The sequence below is a fragment of the Armatimonadota bacterium genome (assembly GCA_013314775.1).
GTDB lineage: Bacteria > Armatimonadota > Zipacnadia > Zipacnadales > JABUFB01 > JABUFB01.
Genome location: JABUFB010000011.1, coordinates 162,522 through 180,065, shown reverse-complemented (window position 1 = coordinate 180,065; position 17,544 = coordinate 162,522). Strand labels below are relative to the sequence as shown.

13 protein-coding genes are annotated in these 17,544 nt (G+C 64.2%); 7 read left to right on the top strand and 6 right to left on the bottom strand.

All coding sequences use genetic code 11. The annotated features are described in order from the left end of the window. Positions 1-72: 72 nt before the first annotated feature. The 6 genes from HPY44_15200 to HPY44_15175 all read right to left on the bottom strand — a co-directional run bounded on the left by HPY44_15200 (position 73) and on the right by HPY44_15175 (position 8,580). Positions 73-2,373, bottom strand: a complete 2,301-nt coding sequence (locus tag HPY44_15200) for a hypothetical protein (GenBank protein NSW57361.1) — start codon at positions 2,371-2,373, stop codon at positions 73-75. 52 nt (positions 2,374-2,425) lie between these two features. After that, on the bottom strand, positions 2,426-3,691 hold the full coding sequence (locus HPY44_15195; GenBank protein ID NSW57360.1) for a HEAT repeat domain-containing protein: 1,266 nt from the start codon (positions 3,689-3,691) through the stop codon (positions 2,426-2,428). A 59-nt stretch (positions 3,692-3,750) separates the two neighbouring features. Further along, the gene (locus HPY44_15190) at positions 3,751-4,911 is read right to left on the bottom strand and encodes a PD40 domain-containing protein (protein ID NSW57359.1); all 1,161 of its coding nucleotides are present in this window, start codon (positions 4,909-4,911) and stop codon (positions 3,751-3,753) included. Between the two features lie 66 nt (positions 4,912-4,977). Next, entirely contained in the window at positions 4,978-6,993 is a 2,016-nt protein-coding gene (locus HPY44_15185) for an FAD-binding protein (protein NSW57358.1), read from the bottom strand. Next, positions 6,990-7,523, bottom strand: a complete 534-nt coding sequence (locus tag HPY44_15180; protein ID NSW57357.1) for a GNAT family N-acetyltransferase — start codon at positions 7,521-7,523, stop codon at positions 6,990-6,992. The genes HPY44_15185 and HPY44_15180 overlap by 4 nt, the downstream gene beginning before the upstream one ends. Then, positions 7,507-8,580 carry an alcohol dehydrogenase catalytic domain-containing protein gene (locus HPY44_15175; GenBank protein ID NSW57356.1) on the bottom strand — a complete coding sequence of 358 codons (1,074 nt, stop codon included), beginning with the start codon at positions 8,578-8,580 and terminating at the stop codon, positions 7,507-7,509. Before HPY44_15175 ends, HPY44_15180 begins: the two co-directional genes overlap by 17 nt. A 54-nt stretch (positions 8,581-8,634) precedes the next feature. Between HPY44_15175 and HPY44_15170 the strand changes: the two genes are divergently transcribed. The 7 genes from HPY44_15170 (at position 8,635) to HPY44_15140 (ending at position 17,525) form a co-directional block, all read left to right on the top strand. Further along, a complete protein-coding gene (locus HPY44_15170) occupies positions 8,635-9,330 on the top strand; it encodes a response regulator transcription factor (GenBank protein ID NSW57355.1) in 696 nt (231 codons plus the stop codon). Between the two features lie 71 nt (positions 9,331-9,401). Continuing rightward, positions 9,402-10,694 carry a hypothetical protein gene (locus HPY44_15165; GenBank protein NSW57354.1) on the top strand — a complete coding sequence of 431 codons (1,293 nt, stop codon included), beginning with the start codon at positions 9,402-9,404 and terminating at the stop codon, positions 10,692-10,694. 125 nt (positions 10,695-10,819) lie between these two features. Continuing rightward, positions 10,820-11,878: an FHA domain-containing protein gene (locus HPY44_15160; protein NSW57353.1), complete on the top strand. Its 1,059-nt coding sequence runs from the start codon at positions 10,820-10,822 to the stop codon at positions 11,876-11,878. 151 nt (positions 11,879-12,029) lie between these two features. Beyond that, a complete protein-coding gene (locus HPY44_15155) occupies positions 12,030-12,893 on the top strand; it encodes a sugar phosphate isomerase/epimerase (GenBank protein ID NSW57352.1) in 864 nt (287 codons plus the stop codon). A 59-nt stretch (positions 12,894-12,952) separates the two neighbouring features. Then, complete coding sequence (locus HPY44_15150) at positions 12,953-15,862, top strand: hypothetical protein (protein NSW57351.1); 2,910 nt, start codon at positions 12,953-12,955, stop codon at positions 15,860-15,862. A gap of 196 nt (positions 15,863-16,058) precedes the next feature. Then, the gene (locus HPY44_15145) at positions 16,059-16,823 is read left to right on the top strand and encodes a PHP domain-containing protein (GenBank protein NSW57350.1); all 765 of its coding nucleotides are present in this window, start codon (positions 16,059-16,061) and stop codon (positions 16,821-16,823) included. A 15-nt stretch (positions 16,824-16,838) separates the two neighbouring features. Then, positions 16,839-17,525 carry a gamma-glutamyl-gamma-aminobutyrate hydrolase family protein gene (locus HPY44_15140; protein NSW57349.1) on the top strand — a complete coding sequence of 229 codons (687 nt, stop codon included), beginning with the start codon at positions 16,839-16,841 and terminating at the stop codon, positions 17,523-17,525. Positions 17,526-17,544 lie beyond the last annotated feature (19 nt).

The window sequence follows — 17,544 nt, the reverse complement described above, 5'->3', positions numbered from 1 at the left end:
GGTAACCGAATTATAAGTGAAGCTGATTCGCGTTGTCAACGCGGGTGGAGGCGCGGCTCATCTGGCCTGCAGTTACTCCCCCTCAACCGTCTCAACGGTAAACAGGTTGTCTCTCAGGGCGTTCGCCAATTCACACGTCGGGGCCGATTTGAGGGCTGATGTCAGCCGAACGACAGCGTCCTCGGGCTTGTTCGCGATCAGGGCGAGCGCGGCTTTCAGGGCATGGGCATAGCCGCTGTCCGGGGCAAGCTCCAGGGCCCTGTCCACATGCCGCGTGGCTAGAGCGTCGTCCCGACCCAGGTGGACCAGCCAACCCGCCTTGGCATTGTGGCCCAGCGGGTCATCCGGAAACAGCTCGGCGGCCTTTTCGAAGTGGCCCAGCGCCTCGTCGTCCTTGCCCAGGAGCATCGCGGTCTTGCCCAGGATGACATAATCGATCGCATCCTGAGACCGCTCCAGTCGCCTGCGCACAGCCGCCGCCAGAGCCTCCCAGTCCCGGGCACTGAAAGCCACGGCCATCAGGGCGTTGTAGGGCTCCCGCTCGTCAGGATTCTGCTGGATCATTTCCTCGAAGATGGCGCGTGCCTTGTCGAAGTCACCCGACATGAGATGCGCCATGCCCAGGATGCCCCCTGATGTCCGCAAGGATTGCGGCCATTTCGTGGCGATTGCTGTCAGTTCGTCCATTAGCGCCTTCATCTCCACCGGCGTTGCGGGATCACCCTGGGAACCGGACAGCATCGCGATCACAGCGCGGGCGTTGGCGATCAGAGCCACGAACACAGCCATCTCTGGGTCGCTCTCGGCCGGCACGCGCAGGGCCGGGAGACGTTCGGCGCGGTCTTTGTCAAAGGCAGCCCAAAGTTCGGGGGGCGCCACGCCTGCCCTGGCCAGCGCGGCCATGACCCTCTGGACCCTGTCCAGGACGCAAATGGCGGGCAGTTTCTCGCCAGGCGCGAGGCTCTGTGCTTTTTCCAGCGCCCGCGCGGCGTCTTCCACTAGCGCAGATTCCTCGTCGTCTGCCTGTGCTCCAACGGCTGCCAGAGCCGCCTGCCGGGTGCCGGGCCAGGGCATGATCTGCGCGGTTGCCCTCAGACCGGCGCGCCGCGCCTGGCCTGCGTCGGCCTCAGCACCAACTCGCGGCAATTTGAGAATGCGGTCCGCCGCTGTTGTTGTCAGGGCCAGCTGTGCCTGCCAGTCTTCCGGCGCCTGCTCCACACACCGCCGGGCCTCGGCCAGAGCCTCCTCGCCCATGCCGGCATCCCGCAGTGCGAACACCAGCGCCACGCGCACCCGCACATCTCCGGGAGCTGCCTCCACGACGGCCCTCGCACGCTCAGCGGCCCGGTTGAACTGGGCCGCAGCGGCGTCTCGCTCCCCAGCGGCCTCGAGTGCACGGGCATAGGCTCTGATCTGCGCAACCCCTGCTGTCTCTGCCTCCGCGTCGCGTCTGAGCTCCTCCAAGGGCTTGTCTGGCGATTGTAGTTGCGGCGGCGCCGAATCCCATTTCAGCTCCACTGCGAAACCGATTTCCACCTGGGGTGGCCTCACGATCGCACGAACCTGCTGCGCGGTCACTCCGGGCTTGAGCTTTCCGATCCGGTCAGGGAAGATGCCAGGCGCTTCTGTGACCCGCACATCGAGAAAGAGCTTCGGCGGTTGGACGCCCGGGCGCTCCAAGCGAGTCTGGTAGTCCAGGGAGGCGAACCAGCCGGTCTCGCGCAATCGTGACATGCCGTCCTGTATGCTCGCGACAGTCACCACGGACTCAAGCTCAAGCCCCAACTCTCTGCGCGCCTCGGCCTCAGTGACGACCTTCAGCCCCTGGAAGGTGATACCCCCGAACACCGCCTCGAGTACTCCGAAAAGCACGGTCTTCTCATCTTCGAGAAAGGCGTAAACGGCGTCGGCGGCAGCCCCGATGTCCTCGTAAGCCTCCACAATGCGCTGCAGATCCCGGCGCACGAGGGTGTCGTCAAGGAAGGCTCCGGGCACCGTGCGCACAATGTTCCTGAGCTGCTCCTCGGACAGGAGAGTGTTGCCTTTGAAGATCACGTTCTCGATCCGGGGCAGTTCGGTGACCTGGACCCGGACGCGCTGGCCGTCAGCGCCTTCCTCCGCAGTTACCCGCACGTCCTTGAAATACCCCAGTCTCATCACCTGGGTGCGAGTGGTGGCCAGAATCCCGGCCAGATCGTCCACGAAGCGTCCCACAAGAAGACCGGCGGGGAAAGCCTTCCGGATCGTCTCTTCGGCGATGATTTCGTTGCCGGAGACCTCTATCTCGGCGACCTTCACAGGGGCTGCGATGCAGGCGCCCGCGATCAGGACTGAAAGGAGTAGGGTAATCCACGGGGTCGGAGGGGTGCGCATGAATGGTGTCTTCTCCCTCTCACCTGCCCGGAAGCACTGGCGCAGGTGGGGCTCAATCATTGCGTTCCAGGGCCTCTCGCGCCACAGCGCGCACAAGGTCGGTCTGGTTTTCGTCCTGCGCAGCCGCCTGAAGCATCTTTCGCGCCTCCGGGCCGCCAATCTCTGCCAGCGCCTCAACTGCCGCCCAGCGCACGTCTTCTTCGGGGTCGCTGATAAATGCTGCGAGATGTGGCACGACATCGGCGCGCCCGAGACGGCCCAGCGCCCGGGCTGCAGCCTGTCTCACAGACCACTTCGGGTCGCGCGCCAGTTCGGCCAGGGCGGGTATTGCGCTGACGTCCCCCAAGCCTCCCAGACCCCGAGCGGCCGCGGCTCGCAACTGAGGATCGGGGCTTGCCAGGGCGTCCAACAGCACCGGCACCGCACGATGATCTGCCTGTTCCGAGAGGGCTTCGGCCGCAGCCCGTCGCACTGGCTGACTCTCGTCGTCCATGAGCTCAATGAGCGCCGGCACCGCCTGGGGTTCCCGGAGTTCCTTGAACGCCCAGGCGGCAACTTCGCGCACATCAGGCGCCGGGTCCCGCAGGGCGTCCAGGAGGGCGGTGGATGCCGAGTCGCTTCCGATCTCGCGCAGGGTCCAGACAGCCGCGCGTCGCACGGGAACGCGCTCGTCATGCAGCATTTCGGTGAGCAGGCCGGCGCTGACCGGGTCTCCGATCTCCCGCAATGCCCAGGACGCAGCGGCACGGACGCTGGCGTTTTCGTCGCCCATGGCCACGATGAGCGCGGGAATGGCACGGACGTCCTTCGCGCTGCCCAGCATCATTGCGGCCTCGCGCCGGGCCTCCGCGTTCGGGTGCTCCAGGGACAGCCGTATGCTCGCCAGCTGCGAGTTGGTCGCGGCCAGGGGCAGGGCGGAGACGGCCGCCACCAGGCGTGACGCGAAATCGCTCAGGTCCCAGTCGGTCTCGAGATCGTAGGCGACCATGGGCACCCGCTCTTCGGAAAACGGCGTCGCGACGCCCTGTTTGCCCACCAGCATGAGATGCTTCCCCAGCCCCCGGGCATACCCGACCAGGTACATGACGCTGGCATCTCGCGTTGTGATGTCGGCAATGACCAGCGATGCACGCGACAGATTCTGGTGGATCGGCTCGAGATGGGGTGCAGCGAGAAACACGTTCTCCTCTCGGGCGCAGGAATACAGGTCAGCCAGTTCGGGCCGCCTGAACGCCTCGCGTATGCCGACGTGCCAGATCGTGTCGTAGAACGGGTCGGACGGAAGCAGCACACGGCACTGGCTCTTTGGATCGTCCATGATGCAGGTACTCCGCCGTGTCGTCTGCCCCCTGCGCGAAGCACGAACAGGACTGAGCGCTACTGCCCGCTTCCGATCGGGGGCTGGAATACTCCGTGCCGGTCGGCACCGGGGTTGAAAGTTATGCGTCTGGCCGCGCCTGTAGCCATCTCGATGACGTACAATTCCTCATCGCTGTCGCGGTTTGATGTCACCAGAACCCGTCCGCCATCTGCGGACACGTCGCAGAGGCGCTCGTCGAAGGGGCTGCGGGTGACATTGGCCAGGCCGCGGCCGTCCACGTCAGCCCGGCAGACCTGGTAGTTGCGGTCGAAGTTCCACGTGAAGTAGACAAACCGCCCGTCTGCCGACCACACGGGCCGCCCCTCGGGCACCGTGTTCTCCACCAGCCGGCGCGGGAAGGAGCCGTCCGTGTTTATGATGTAGACCTTGCTCACCTGATCGCGCGCGCTGAGGATCGCGATTCGGGCGCCCCGTGGATCCCAGTCACCCATCCAGTCATCGGCCGGGGAGAACGTGATCTGCTGCAGGCCGGTCCCGTCCACCGCCACTACATACACGTCCATGTTTCCGCTGCGGTTGGACTCAAAGGCGAGCCGGAGCCCGTCAGGCGACCAGACCGGGTGGTCATCGACAGCGGCATTGTCGGTGATGCGCTGCAGATTGCCGCCGCTGGCATCGCACACGTACACTTCCCGGTTGCCGTCCCGTTCGGACACAAAAGCAAGCCGTCGGCCATCGGGAGACCATGCCGGGGAGTCATCCACCGCCGGGTCCTCCGTGACCCTGCGCAGGTTCTGACCGGTAAGGTCCATCACATAGATATCTGTGTTGCCCTGTCTTGCGGAGGCGAAGGCGATGGCGGTGGGAGGACTGGTCGCCGGTGCGGTCCCGAGGCGGATGCGCTGGATCGCCCGGGCCGATTCCACCGCTTCGGGGCTGTGCGGCTCGAGACGGATCACCTCACGGAAAGCTTCAATGGCTGCGTCGGGCTTGCCAAGCGCCCGGTAGACCCAGCCCAAGGCGTAGTGGGCCTGCATATACTTCGGGTAAGCCGCAATCGCCGCCCGTAACTCGGCTGCCGATTCGGCCATCTTGTTGGCTCGCTTGAGCTGAAGACCTCTCTCATAATGCGCGACTGCCTTGGCCGGAGGTGCGGCGCAGGCGGCCGATGCGAGAAAGCAGGCCAGAACGATAGGGAGCGCGGCATGCTTTGTCATGGGGTATGAGTGCTCCGGGTTACGCTGATTTGGGTGTCGGTTCCGGCTCCTGACGCCGAGACATCACTAATCCTGGAATACTTCGCCGTCGCGCCAGGCCCGCCAGGTGTTCTCGTACCATGAATCGTCCTCGGGCAGAGGGCGCACGGGAGTCACGAAAGTGCGGAAGCCGCCGGCTGGGTCGAGCTCCACCTCAAGAATCTCCCCGCGCATGGCCAGGTTCTCGCCGCGGTGGGGCATTTCCCGCCCGCGGCGTGTCTCGACAACCCGGTCGCCCTGTTCGTCCAGCACCACGTAGGCGCCGCGTGAGCCGCCTCCGGCGTCGAGAAGGGCCTTCAGCGCGGTCAGGAAGGCTACCTGGGTCCTGCACAAGTGTTCGTTCTCGATGGCCGCGACCAGCTGCTCCGGGTTACCCAGTCTTTGCCCGGTGCGTGCGAGACTGCGCTCCTGCGCGACGGCCTCCGCCAGTGCGGTCTCGGCAGCCTTAGCGCTGCGGATGAACCCGGCACAGCGCGTCATCCGGTCCTGGATTTCACCCCGGACCTTGCCCACGCCTGGCGCATCTTGCCCAGCCTGCAGGTTCCGCCGGATCTCAGCAATCTCCGCCTCAATCTGCTCCCGTACTTCGTCGCCGCCATGGGGTGCACTCATTGGGAGGGAGCGCATCTCATGGGCGATCCACTGGGCCGCACGCCAGCCGCCGACCTGGCCGGAGTTCAGGGCGCTGCCGCCCGGACGCACACCGTGGGTGCCGGCGACCTCGCCAATTGCCAGCAGGCCGGGCACATTAGTGCGCCACCAGCAGTCCACCGTGAGACCACCGTTGCAGTGCTGGGCGCAGACCGCCACCTTGAGAGGCTGGCGCAGGTCCACGCCATGCTCAGTATAGATGTCGATGGCCAGCGGATTCATGTAGGCCAGGCGATCAAGCGGCGTGTTCTGCAGGGCGCCGGACCGCTCAAGGTACTCGCGGGCTTCCGGCTCGAGATTCTCCAGGGAGAAAGGCTCCAGGCCCTGGTCGGCCACGGGATTGCGGGTGAAATCCATATACACGTTGCGGCCCTGGGCCATCTCATTGTGGACGGCGATGTCCACGATGGACGAGCCATAATCCTGCAGGCGCTCGGCGTGGAAGGGCCACTGGTAGCCCTTCAGGAAGATATTCGTGGCTTCCTGGCGCATGGTCAGGAAGTATTCGTTCAGGAAAAACCGCTCATCGCCGCCGTCCGCATCGGTGCTGAAGTAGCATGGGATCGCCTGCTGGTATGTCCCCGAGAGGTTCCAGCGGAACCCGGTGGATGCCAGGCCGAACTGGGATTCCGTCAGGTTATTGGCCCGGCAGCCCACTTCCAGCGCAAGACCATGACTGCCCACTTGCCCCGGGGGGTAGACGGAGGTTCGGTACAGGTCCCCGGGGCCGCCGGTTGCCAGTACGGTGTTCCGGGCGAAGATCAGGCACAGGCCGTGGTTGCTCTCCCGGATTCTCGACTTGTCGATGGCCAGAAGGCCCACAACGCGGTCCGGTGATCCCTCGCCTCCCGAACCGGGCAGCGTCAGCAGGCGAATCACGTCGTATCCGTCGAGAATCGGCGTCCCGTTGGCTCTCACCTGACTCAGGCAGCGTTCCACCATCTGCATCGAGGTCTTCGGCCCGGCGGACGTGGCTCGCTGGCGCGGGTCGTGGTCTGTCTTGTAACCCACGAATGCGCCGTAGCGGTTGAAGGGAAAGCCTACCCCGAGCCGCGCCAGGTTGAAGAATGCCGGCAGGGAGCCCAGCCCCTCGATATATGCGATGTCACCGTGGCACATGCCCCCGGCGGTAAGGGTGCGGGCGAAGTCCATGGGGCTGTCAGGGACGTCGCCAAAGACCCCCATCTTGTAGTAGGTCTGCTTGTCTGATCCGGAGTTCGCGGAGGTGCCGCCGCCGAGTTTCGAGGTGATGACCGCGATATCGGTGACCCCCAGCCTGTGCAGGGCGTCGGCGCAGTTGAGGCCGGCGGCGCCCGAACCCACCACGACTGTCTGGAAGCGCAGGATCGGGATGGTCAGTCCCGAGACCGAAATGCTGCCGGTGGGGTTCATGGCCGGACTCCTGGCGCCCCGTTGAGGCGCTTTTCCTTGTAGGTGATCTCGATGCCCCAGCCGTCGGAGATGCGTTTGCCGATGGTGTGGTAGCCCATACGGTGGTAGAAATCGTGCAGGGGCGTGTTCGCGGTCACGTGCCCCAGGCGAATAGTGTTAGCACCGCGGCGCTTCAGCTCTTCCTCGAGGAATCTCACCATCGCCGTTCCATAGCCCCTGCCTTGGAGTTCAGGGCGCACGGCGATGCGGTTCAGCACCCCGACATTGGGTTCATCGGGGTCTAGCGACAACGCTCCGCAGGCCACGATCTCATCGCCGACAAGCATGATGAACATCGTCATCGCCCTCTCGCGCAGGTATGTGCGCAGACTGTCGGCGGTGACGTACGCGGCGAAAGAGGGGGCTTTCTCGGGCGTCATGCCCACCAGTTCGGCAACCGGCGCCCAAGCGCTGCGGATGACGTCGGCAACCGCGGGCAAGTCCTGGTCGGTTGCGGCGCGGAACTGGAGGGTATCAGTCTTGTGGTCCACCGGCATCCTCTGGTCTTCCCGGCTCCACCAGTACTTTGATGGCCCCGGTTCTCCCCTTGTCGTAAGCTGTTTCGAAAGCTTCTTGCACGCGCGAGAGAGGGAAGCGGTGCGTGATCAGGTCGCGGAAAGCCTCGGGATTGCCCGCGAGCACATCCAGGGCAACCTCGAAGTCTCGTCGCAGACCCACTTGACTGTAGCAGCCCGAACCGTAGATGACAAGCTCCTTCGTGATGACCGGCGCCATGTCGATGTCGTTTATCGGCCCTGTATTGCCGCCCATGAGTACGATCCGCGCCATCTTCCCCGCGACTGCCAGCGCCTGCGGAAGCCCTCGCCCCGAGCTCCCTACGGCCTCCATCACCACGTCGGGGCCGTCCGGAAACACCGACGAAACACCTTCGAGTGTAGCCTGATCCGGAGCGAGCGTCACATCCGCGCCCAGGCTTCGCGCCGCCTTTGCCTGGTGCTCATATCGGCAGATGGCCGCGATCCGGCGCGCTCCCAGATGTTTCGCCGCGGCAACGCTCATGAGACCGATGGTGCCCGCGCCGATGACTAGAACATCGTCATCTGGACAGACGCTGCCCAGTCTTGCACCGTGAACTGCCACCGCACAGGGCTCGCAGAGGGCACCTGTGTCTAAACTCAGCCCGTCTGGAAGCCGATAGACAGCATAGTCGGGAGCAATCATGCGCTGAGCGAAGCCGCCGTGCGCGTGAAGCGTGAGAAACGCCATGTCTCGGCAGTGGAAATACCGGCCCGCCAGACAGTAACGACAGCGACCGCAGTAGATGAAAGGTTCCACCGTCACGGCGTCGCCGGGTGTCAAGTTCTGCACTCCGGGGCCGATCTGGGAGATCACTCCCGAGACCTCGTGTCCAGGGACAAACTCGGGGCGATTCCAGCGGCCGGCCCATTGGTGCAAGTCGCTGCCACAGACGCCCGCAGCGGCAACGTCAATGAGAACCTCGCCGGGTCCGGGAGTCCCAACATCGAAGGTGCGCACCACAAGCGCCCTTTCACCCGTAAAGAACGCGCCTGCAGTCATACTGGACACTGTGGCCCTCCTTCGCACCTGTGCGCGCTAATCGCCGGAAAGTGAGAGTCCCGCATGAACCGTACTGCCCTGGTTGTCGAAGACGAAGCATATCTCCACCAGGCCCTGAGTGATGCCCTGGCCGACGCCGGGCTCACCGCCCAGATCGTCACAAGCGGCGGCTCTGCTCTGGAAGCCTGCACCGCCGGTTCGCCGGACATCATCCTGCTCGATCTGTGCCTGCCCGATATGGACGGCCTCGACGTCTGCCGGCAATTGCGCAGCCGCAGTGCGGTGCCAATCGTGATGCTCACCGCCCGACATTCGGAAGTCGACCGCATCGTGGGCCTGGAGTTGGGCGCGGACGACTACGTGGTCAAGCCCTTCCACCGCGGCGAACTGGTGGCGCGGATTCGCGCAATCCTGCGCCGGGTGAACGAGTACCCGCAGCAGGATGGCGCCCGGGAGCTGGCGGTCCCACCGGTCTACATCCGAAAAGACCGCAGGACTGTGACCTGTCGCGGTCAGAACGTAGATCTGACGCCCAAGGAGTTCGACCTCCTGTGCGCCTTGGCCTCCCGGCCTCATGAAGTGATCCCATCCCGAGAACTCTTGTGGGAAGTCTGGCAGTATCCCGATGGCATACGCACCCGCACACTGGACGTGCACATCGGGCGGCTGCGCGGGAAGCTGGAGATCGACCGCAAGCACCCGGAGATCATCGTCACCGTCCCCGGCGTGGGTTACAAGATCCAGTCTGTGGCCGTCTGAGATGCAGGGCACATGCAATCTCCGAGCGAACTGACCTCCCGCGGGCACACGAGTTCCGCGGGAGGTTCCACATGAGTATGCTCATCCGCCGACTTGCAGTTATCTCCATGGCCTGTATCCTCTCGGCACCAGCTTCCATCGCCCAGACCGGTGCCCAGCCCCGCTTGAGTGACTTCGCCGGTGCCGTCAATCCGCCCGGCAGCCCACTGTGGAGAGAACTCGGGGTCGGCTGGGGGCGCCACGATTTTTCCTGGAACGAGATTGAGCCGGCCAACGACGACTGGCGCTTCGAGCGCTACGACAGCATGGTCCTCAACGCACACACTGCCGGCTGTGAGATTCTGCCGATCCTCGCATACACGGCACGCTGGGCCGGGAAAGAGGCTAACCCAAACGTCCCCCGGCTGGAACACTGGGAGAACTTCGTGGATACGGTAGTGTCCCGGTACAAGGCGGAGCCGTACAACCTCAAGTACTTCCAGGTCTGGAACGAGCCAACCACCAAGGCTGGCTTTTGGAAGGGCGACAGCGACCGGGACTTCTTCACGAATGTCTACATCCCTGCGGCCAGGATCATCCGCGGGCACGGCTGCAAGGTGGTCTTCGGCGGATGGCCCTGCAGCGATCCAGTAGAGCAGTACATGCAGCTGATGGACGAGTTCCAGGCCTGGCAGTGGACAGATATCCTCGACGTGCACTACAGCGGTCTTGACTCCATGGTGACCCTCTGGGACCGATACGTTGCCACCGGGCTGTGTGAGGGCGTCTGGCAGACCGAAGTGGGCTGGCATCCGTTCGAGGAGTACCTGCCCAACCTGTACTGCCGCGCGCTGTCGTGGTGGCTGCGGAAAGGCCCGCGAACGCCGGACCAGGTGAAACTCTTCTGGTACGCCTTTTGGGGCGCCGGTCCGGACTCCATCAATTGCCTGACCGCTCCCGCTCCCGAGGGCAGTGCGCCGACCCAGACCCACGGCTTGCGGATGCGCACCCTCAACAACATCCTCGGCGGCGGGGACCTGCGGGCGTTCCACGGGTATTCCACTGTGCCCGAGTTACCCGTCACCACGGCGGAGGAGGTGCCCTCAAGCCAAGGATTCCGGGTGGGCACGCGTACGGTGATTGCGCTCCAGATGTCCCCGGAGCAAGTGGCCGTGGGCACACTGGAGATCAGAGTGGCCCTCGAACGGGCGCCGGCAAAAGCCCAGTTGTGGTCTTCCACCGGGGAAGTGACGGCTCTGGTCGCTGAAGACACGGGAGACGGGCGATGGCGGTTGGCGGTGCCACTTGCCGACCTGAAGCCGGGTGTGGCGAGAAACTGGGGCCGGAAGGTCGAATTCGCGATAGGCTACGTGGTGCTGGAGTGACGTGGGAGTCGGGGAAGGGCGGGAACGCTCTTGACCCCTGCATCGTTCGTGATATTGTACCTGTTGGAGGAATCGACTCGAATGCTCCTCCTTGAACCACCCGCCGAATTGGATGGGAGCGACCCATGACCATGCACCGTCTGATCATACTCCTGCTTCTAGCGCCGATGGCTTGCACTGCGGTCGCCTATGCGCAACTTCTGGACGAGAGCAACCCTCCTGGGCCCGGTGTGACACGCACAAATGGCTCAGACGGCTCCGTGAGCGAGGTGGCCCAGCAGGCCGAGGATTCGAGCCCCGCTGAACTGGAGAATGAAGCTTTGCGCAGCCTTCTCGGCCAGGAGGAAGAGAAGGCTGAGCCCGAAGAGGAGCCCGTTGCACGGCCAGCGCGTACTGCTCCGGCCGAAGAGACTAGTCGCCGGGAGACCACGCAGGAGCGGACCCGCCCTGAACGGGAGGACATCACCGAGAGCGCCCCTCGCCCCCGTGAGCGCGTGAGACCACGGACCGCGCGCCCATACACGTCAGACAGCGCGGTGCCGGAAGTGCCGGTGACCGCCGACGATGAAGAGGGCTTTGAGCGCGCGACCGAGGAGACGGAAGCCCCTGACGAGCGCGCGGTCGCTCCGGTGGCACCCCTGAGCGATTACCGCTCGCCTTTCTCCGGCGGCGATGTTGAAGCGTACGATCAGCCCGAGGAAGAAGAAGAGCCCGCGCCTACTGAAGAGACGCCGGCAGAGAAGACAGAAAAGCAGCAGGGCTCGCCCGCGTCCGCGGTGATCATCGGGTTGATCGCCCTCGCGGTGCTCCTGGTGGGGCTTGCTGCAGTGGTGGGTATCATGGCCGCCCAGCGCGCGCCCCGTGAAGCAGCACCTCTGGCAGCCGCGCCCGCCAATGCCGGTTGGGCGTATCTCACGGCCCCCGAAGCGCCGGACATCCCCATAAGCACCAGTTCCTTCGTGATGGGCAGCGATCGCGACTGCGATCTGCGTCTTGCCGACCCCAAGGCCTCGCCCCATCACGCGCGGATCGATGAGACGGATGATGGCTGGGTGCTTGTGGACCTCGGCAGTGTCAACGGGACATACCTCAATGGCGAGCGCATCGCCAGCCCGGTCACCCTCCGCCCGGGCGATGAAATCCAGATGGGCGACATTGTGGTGAACTTCGAAGTCTACCAGTAGACCGCGCGCTCACGCCGACCATCGAAAGCCACCCACAAAGGGTGGCTTTCGCCTTTGCGGGAGGTTTGCTGACGGGGGAGGGGAATCAGTCTCCACGAATCACCAAACACACGAAGGCGCCTTTGCTCTCGCGCCGCCCAGGAGTGAGTCCATGTACCCGTCCATGTGGACCAGCGTTTATTGGGAGTTGTCGCCGGAGGACGCCATCTCGCGCCTGGCAAACATCGGCTACCTCGGGGTGGAACTGTCCACCGAACATCTCGAAGTGCTCCGGGATGCCCCGGATCGCGAGGAACGCCTCCCTGCTCTCGCCGAACTGGTGGAGGAACTGGGCATCGAGATGGATCAGGCTCACATCACCATCACTGTGGACATCGCGAGCCTGGACGATGAGCGCCGTCGCAAGGACCAGGACACGGTGCTGCGCGATCTGGATGTGCTTTCGGAACTGGGCATCACCTATGGCGTCTTGCATCCGGGCGGGTTCGGCCAGCGGCATACGCTGGACGACGTGAAGCGCCAGAACGACGTGCGTCTCGAGGCGGTGTCGACCCTTGCTGCCGCGGCTGAGCGCGCCGGAGTGTGCCTGGCCCTCGAGAACGGAATCCGCACCACCGGACCGGATGGCGCCATCACCTGGTCCGGAGACATCACCGGCCTGCGGACGTTCATCGCGGAGATCGGCTCGCCTGCCCTGGGCATCTGCCTGGATACCGGCCACGCGATCCTCGAGGGCTGGGACGTCCCCCGCGCCGTGCGGGAAGCCGGCGACCTTCTGGTGGCGACGCACATCGCCGACAATGACGGCTCCGGTGACCAGCACCGCCTGCCGTACAGTTACGGCAGCAAGGTGGACTGGAATCAGGTCATGGACGCCTTCGGCCAAATTGGCTTTGAGGGTCCCTTCAACTACGAGGTGCCAGGCGAACGTGGGCGGCCTGTTGAAATACTGGACGCGGTTGTAATGCACGGTTTGGCACTCGCCAATATCCTGCTCGGCGCTGATGATGACTGACCCGGGGGCACCGCTGCCGCATGCGATCCCGGAGACCTTGAGCTCGTGGAGGACCCGGAATGCGAATCGTTCTCCTCAACCTGATGCTCTTCTTCACACTGAGCGCCGCCGGGGCCGGGGTGGTGGTGGACACGCCCGCCGTCCGGATTGGGATCAATGACGCCGGCGCATGGACCACCATCGTGGAGAAGTCCACGGGCCGGGAGTGCTGCGACGTCGGGGCGGGCAAGTTCGTCTGCGCGGCGCGGGTTGATGGGCAGACCCGAAACCCGAAATCAGTCACTGCCATGCCCGGGGGCATGAGGGTGGAGTTCGAAGACGTGGACACGGTACTCGTGTACGAGATCGCCCCGGCACGCGACTGGATCGTCTTCAGGCTAGCGGCAATCGAGGGAACCCGACCGGAGCAGATCACGCTTCTTCGGGTGCCGGCCGCCATCACGGAGAATCTGGGCCGCAGGCTCAACTGCGCGTGGGATCAAGACACATCCCTGTGCGTCATGGCCGCCAACCGGCTCCCGGATTGCCATGGCGCCGGGAGCAAGCCGCCCATGCTTGAGGCGCAACTGCAGGACTCCCCCGGCCCCAGGTTCGAGGGCGCGGCGGTTGCGCTTATCGCCTGCCCCACCCCGCGGTTCAAGCAGGTGGCGCGGGACGCCTCGCGCGCCTTCGGCCTGCTCACTAATGAAGATGCGGACGGCACGCCTGTCAAAGACACCGATCGCGTGCGCGGGTCCTACTTCTTCCTGTCCTTCGGCGAAAAGGACGTGGACAAGGCCATCGATTACTGCAACCGCGCGGGAATCCGCCAGGTGATGCTCAGTTCCAGCGCCTGGTGCAAGGACGTGGGACACTATACCTTCCGCGAGAATGCATACCCCAATGGCATCGCCGGCCTGAAGGGAGTAGTCGACAAGCTCCATGAGAACGGCATTCTCGCGGGCATGCACTGTTTTGCGTCCAAGGTCTCCAAAACCGACGCCTACGTAACCCCCGTGCCCGACAAACGATTCTGGCGCAAGTTCGAGACCCGACTGGCCCAGGATATCACTGCGGATCAGACTGAGATCAAGGTCGATCCAGGTGCGAACCTGAAGGACTGGGCCGGCAGTTCTGCGACTGCAAGCAAGTATTGGGAAGGCGGCGTGGACAAGCATCGCGAGGTGGTGATCGGCGACGAGATCATCCAGTACGAGGCCGTGGGGCCCGATGGTGTCTGGGATACTTTCAGCGGCTGCAGGCGCGGCGCATGGGGAACCACCCCGGCATCTCACCACGCAGGCGACGCTGCAGTCCACTACGGCGTGGATGGGTGCATCAATGGTTACATCGTGGACCAGGAGACGGACCTGATCGATGAGACCATGGGGCGCATGTCGAGCATCTTCAACGAGTGCGGCTTCGACATGGTGTACTTCGACGGGGGAGAGGACGTAGACACCCGGCGCTTCAACTACTATGTGTCCAATTTCCAGGAACAGGCCATGAAACGGTTCACGAAGCGCCCGATCATCCATATGGGCACCGTGATGACTCACCCGCTGTGGCACTCCTTCGCGCGCAGTTCCACGGTGGATCATTACCTGAACACTCTCTTCGGCGCGATTTCGGGCGGGAAACCACCCAAAGTCTGGCCCACGGTGCGCGACCACATCAATGTGTCCGTGCGCTACATGCTCAGCGTCCACGCGGACATGATGCCCGGGGAACTGGGATGGTTCGGTATCTGGCCCAAGGGCGTGCGCAGTTACACGGTGCGGCTTAGCGAGAAGGAGGCCGAAGAGTACCGAGCCATGGGCTGCGAGAAACCTACTCTCCTGCCCAGCCGCGGGGGCATTGTGACAGGGCAGCTCATCGGGCCGAAGGATCTACTCGTGACCGCCCAGTACGACGGCCTGCAACTGGACGAAATGGAGTACCTCATGTGCAAGTCGCTGGGGTACGACGCCCCAGTGTCCCTGCAGACAGATTTCCGCAGTATGGAAGCCCACCAGCTTACCCCTGAGATCCTCGAGATCTTTCGCACCTATGAGGACCTGCGCATGAACCGGCAGGTGGACATCGAGACCTGCAAGAAGCTGCGGGAGATGGATCGGGACTTCGCCCTCATCGTCTGGCAGGGGGAGCGCCATTTCCCCGAGGTCAGGCCCGTTGAGGGCGTTGGCGGCGGGCGCGAAGCCCGGGCCTGCGTCGGGAGCTTCGGCACGGGATCGGTGGCCACCCTCTGGCACGCCTTTCGCGACGGTTTCCTGGCGCTGGACCTGGACCCGGCGGAAGTGAGTGTCATATCCTTGGCCGGCGACGCAATTCCTTGCGAGGTTGCGAACGGGAAGCTGAAAGTGCCCGTGAACGCGCGGCGGGCGGCGCTGATCTGCCCCGACTTGTCGCCGGAGCGTTTGACCGAGGTGCTGCAACAGGGCGAGATGATGACCCGGCCGCATACCGCGATCTTTGTGCGCGCAGACAGTACCGAAGCCTTCCAGGGGAAGATGGCGCTTGGGTCGCAGGTCGGCGTGAGCGAACCGGATGCTTTCGGGGATGTCCTCCTCTGCACCGGCAGGCCCACGCTGGGGGAGATCAACGAGTGGTACGCCCAGTACACCGTGGACATCCCCCACCAGGGCAACTGGACGCTCTGGGCCCGGGTGAGGTACCCCAGCGGCGCGGATGAATCCTTCGGCATTGTGCTGCCCGGCGAACCGGTGACTCTTACCGGGAGACAGGTGCTGGGCAACTGCGGCATGAACGAGCGCAAGTGGCACTGGACGGGAGCCGGTGGTGGCTCGACCACGGCGCCGCCAGGTTCGCCAATCACCTTCAACCTGCCCGCGGGGCCCTTCACTTTCCGCATCTACGCCCGCGAGGGTTCGGGCACGGCGGCGATGAACCCGCGCCTGGACCTGATCTGCCTGACGGACGAAGCGGATGCGCTCCCGACGGACGACGAGGCCCGAAAGGCGCTGCAATGACCGGGTGCCACTGCTTCCGGCGGAGCCGAAGCAGTGCCTGCTGGACGAACGCTCGCTGTGAAGCACACCAGGCGGACTGGTGTGGCACCCGTGCAGCAGGGATGCCGGGTGATCTCGCGCAGGCCGACCGTCCCGGTCGGGGAATGCATGCATCCGAACATGCCGGCCCTGCCGGCAACTCACTGGAGACCCAGATATGCGAACCGGAATGGACTATCACGTGCACACCTACTACCAGCGTTGCGGGAATGAGACCCTCACAATCCCCAACATCGTCCGCAAGGCCGAGGAATGCGGCATTACCTCTATGGCCATCACGGACCACCTCAACCACCTGGGACAACTGCCCGCATTCCGTTTCATCCGCGAGGACATCTCGAAGGTTGAGACCGGGATCGACCTGTTCTTCGGTGTCGAGCTCAACTTCCAGGGATGCGACGGAGAGTTCGCCTACAACCAACAGATCCACGATGACTGGGGTTTCGAGGTGGTCATCGGCGGCATCCACTCCACCTACACAGACAGCCTGGACATGAAGCTGGTTCTGGACATCCAGCACCGGCATTTCATGAAGACCCTGGAGAACCCGCTGCTGGATGTACTCGTTCACCCCTTCTGGTTCGGGCGCAATGAAGTCGCCGCTCGCCCGCCGGAATGGTGGGAGGAACTGATCGCCACCATCCCGGACTCGCACATCGACGCCTGGGCCACCGCCAGCGCGAAGAACCGCTGCGCCATTGAGCTGAACGTGGACGCCATCTTCTACTATCCGCCCATGTCAAAGGGCTTCCAGGCGGCCTATATCGACTTCGTGGAGCGGCTGAAGGACGCCGGAGCGATATTCTCAGTGGGGAGCGACGCCCACGACATCACAAAAGTCGCTCGAACGGACTACGCCGAAGGCCTTCTGGATGCCATGCGCGTGCCCGAGAATCAGATCTTCCGGCCGGAACACCGGTAGACAGGAGGAACCAGCATGATACTCATCGCCAGCATGGCCAGGGACGAAGACTACCGCCGCGGATGTCCTGCCTGGGACAACAAGATGCGTTTCGAGCGAATCACCGGCTGCCCCGCGCTGATTGCCCACTACGCGGAAGTGACTCCTGCTTTCGTGATCCGCCACGGGTTCCGGGCAATGTTTATCACGGGATTTGGCTACGGGTGGGAGAAGGTCCCGGTGAGGGACACCTTCGGAATCAGCGACGTGCTGCACAATGTGGACATCCCGGTGCTCGGGGCCTGCGGTGGCCACCAACTCATCGGTTGGGTGTTCAGCCGGGACGTGCGCAAGCTGGCGGCTTTCAAGGATGAGCCGATGCGCAAGCTCAAGCCCGGAGAGCCCGACCTGGTCCCCTCGTATCATCCCGGGTACTTCACGGAGACCGGTGTCCAGCCCATTGAGGTGCTCCAGCGCGACCCGATCTTCGATGGCCTCGGCAAGCGGTTCAAGGTGCCTGAGTCCCACTATTGTGAGATCAAGAAGCTGCCGCCGGGGTTCGTGCATCTTGCGCGCAATGACAACTGCGAGCTTCAGTGCATCCGCCATGCGGAGCGACCCCTGTACGGCGCGCAGTTCCATGCCGAGAACTGGACCGACGCCTATCCGGACGGGGAGAAGTTCATCACCAACTTCTTCCGAATCGCCGGGCTGGTGGACTGAGACCGCGGGTGCGTTCGTG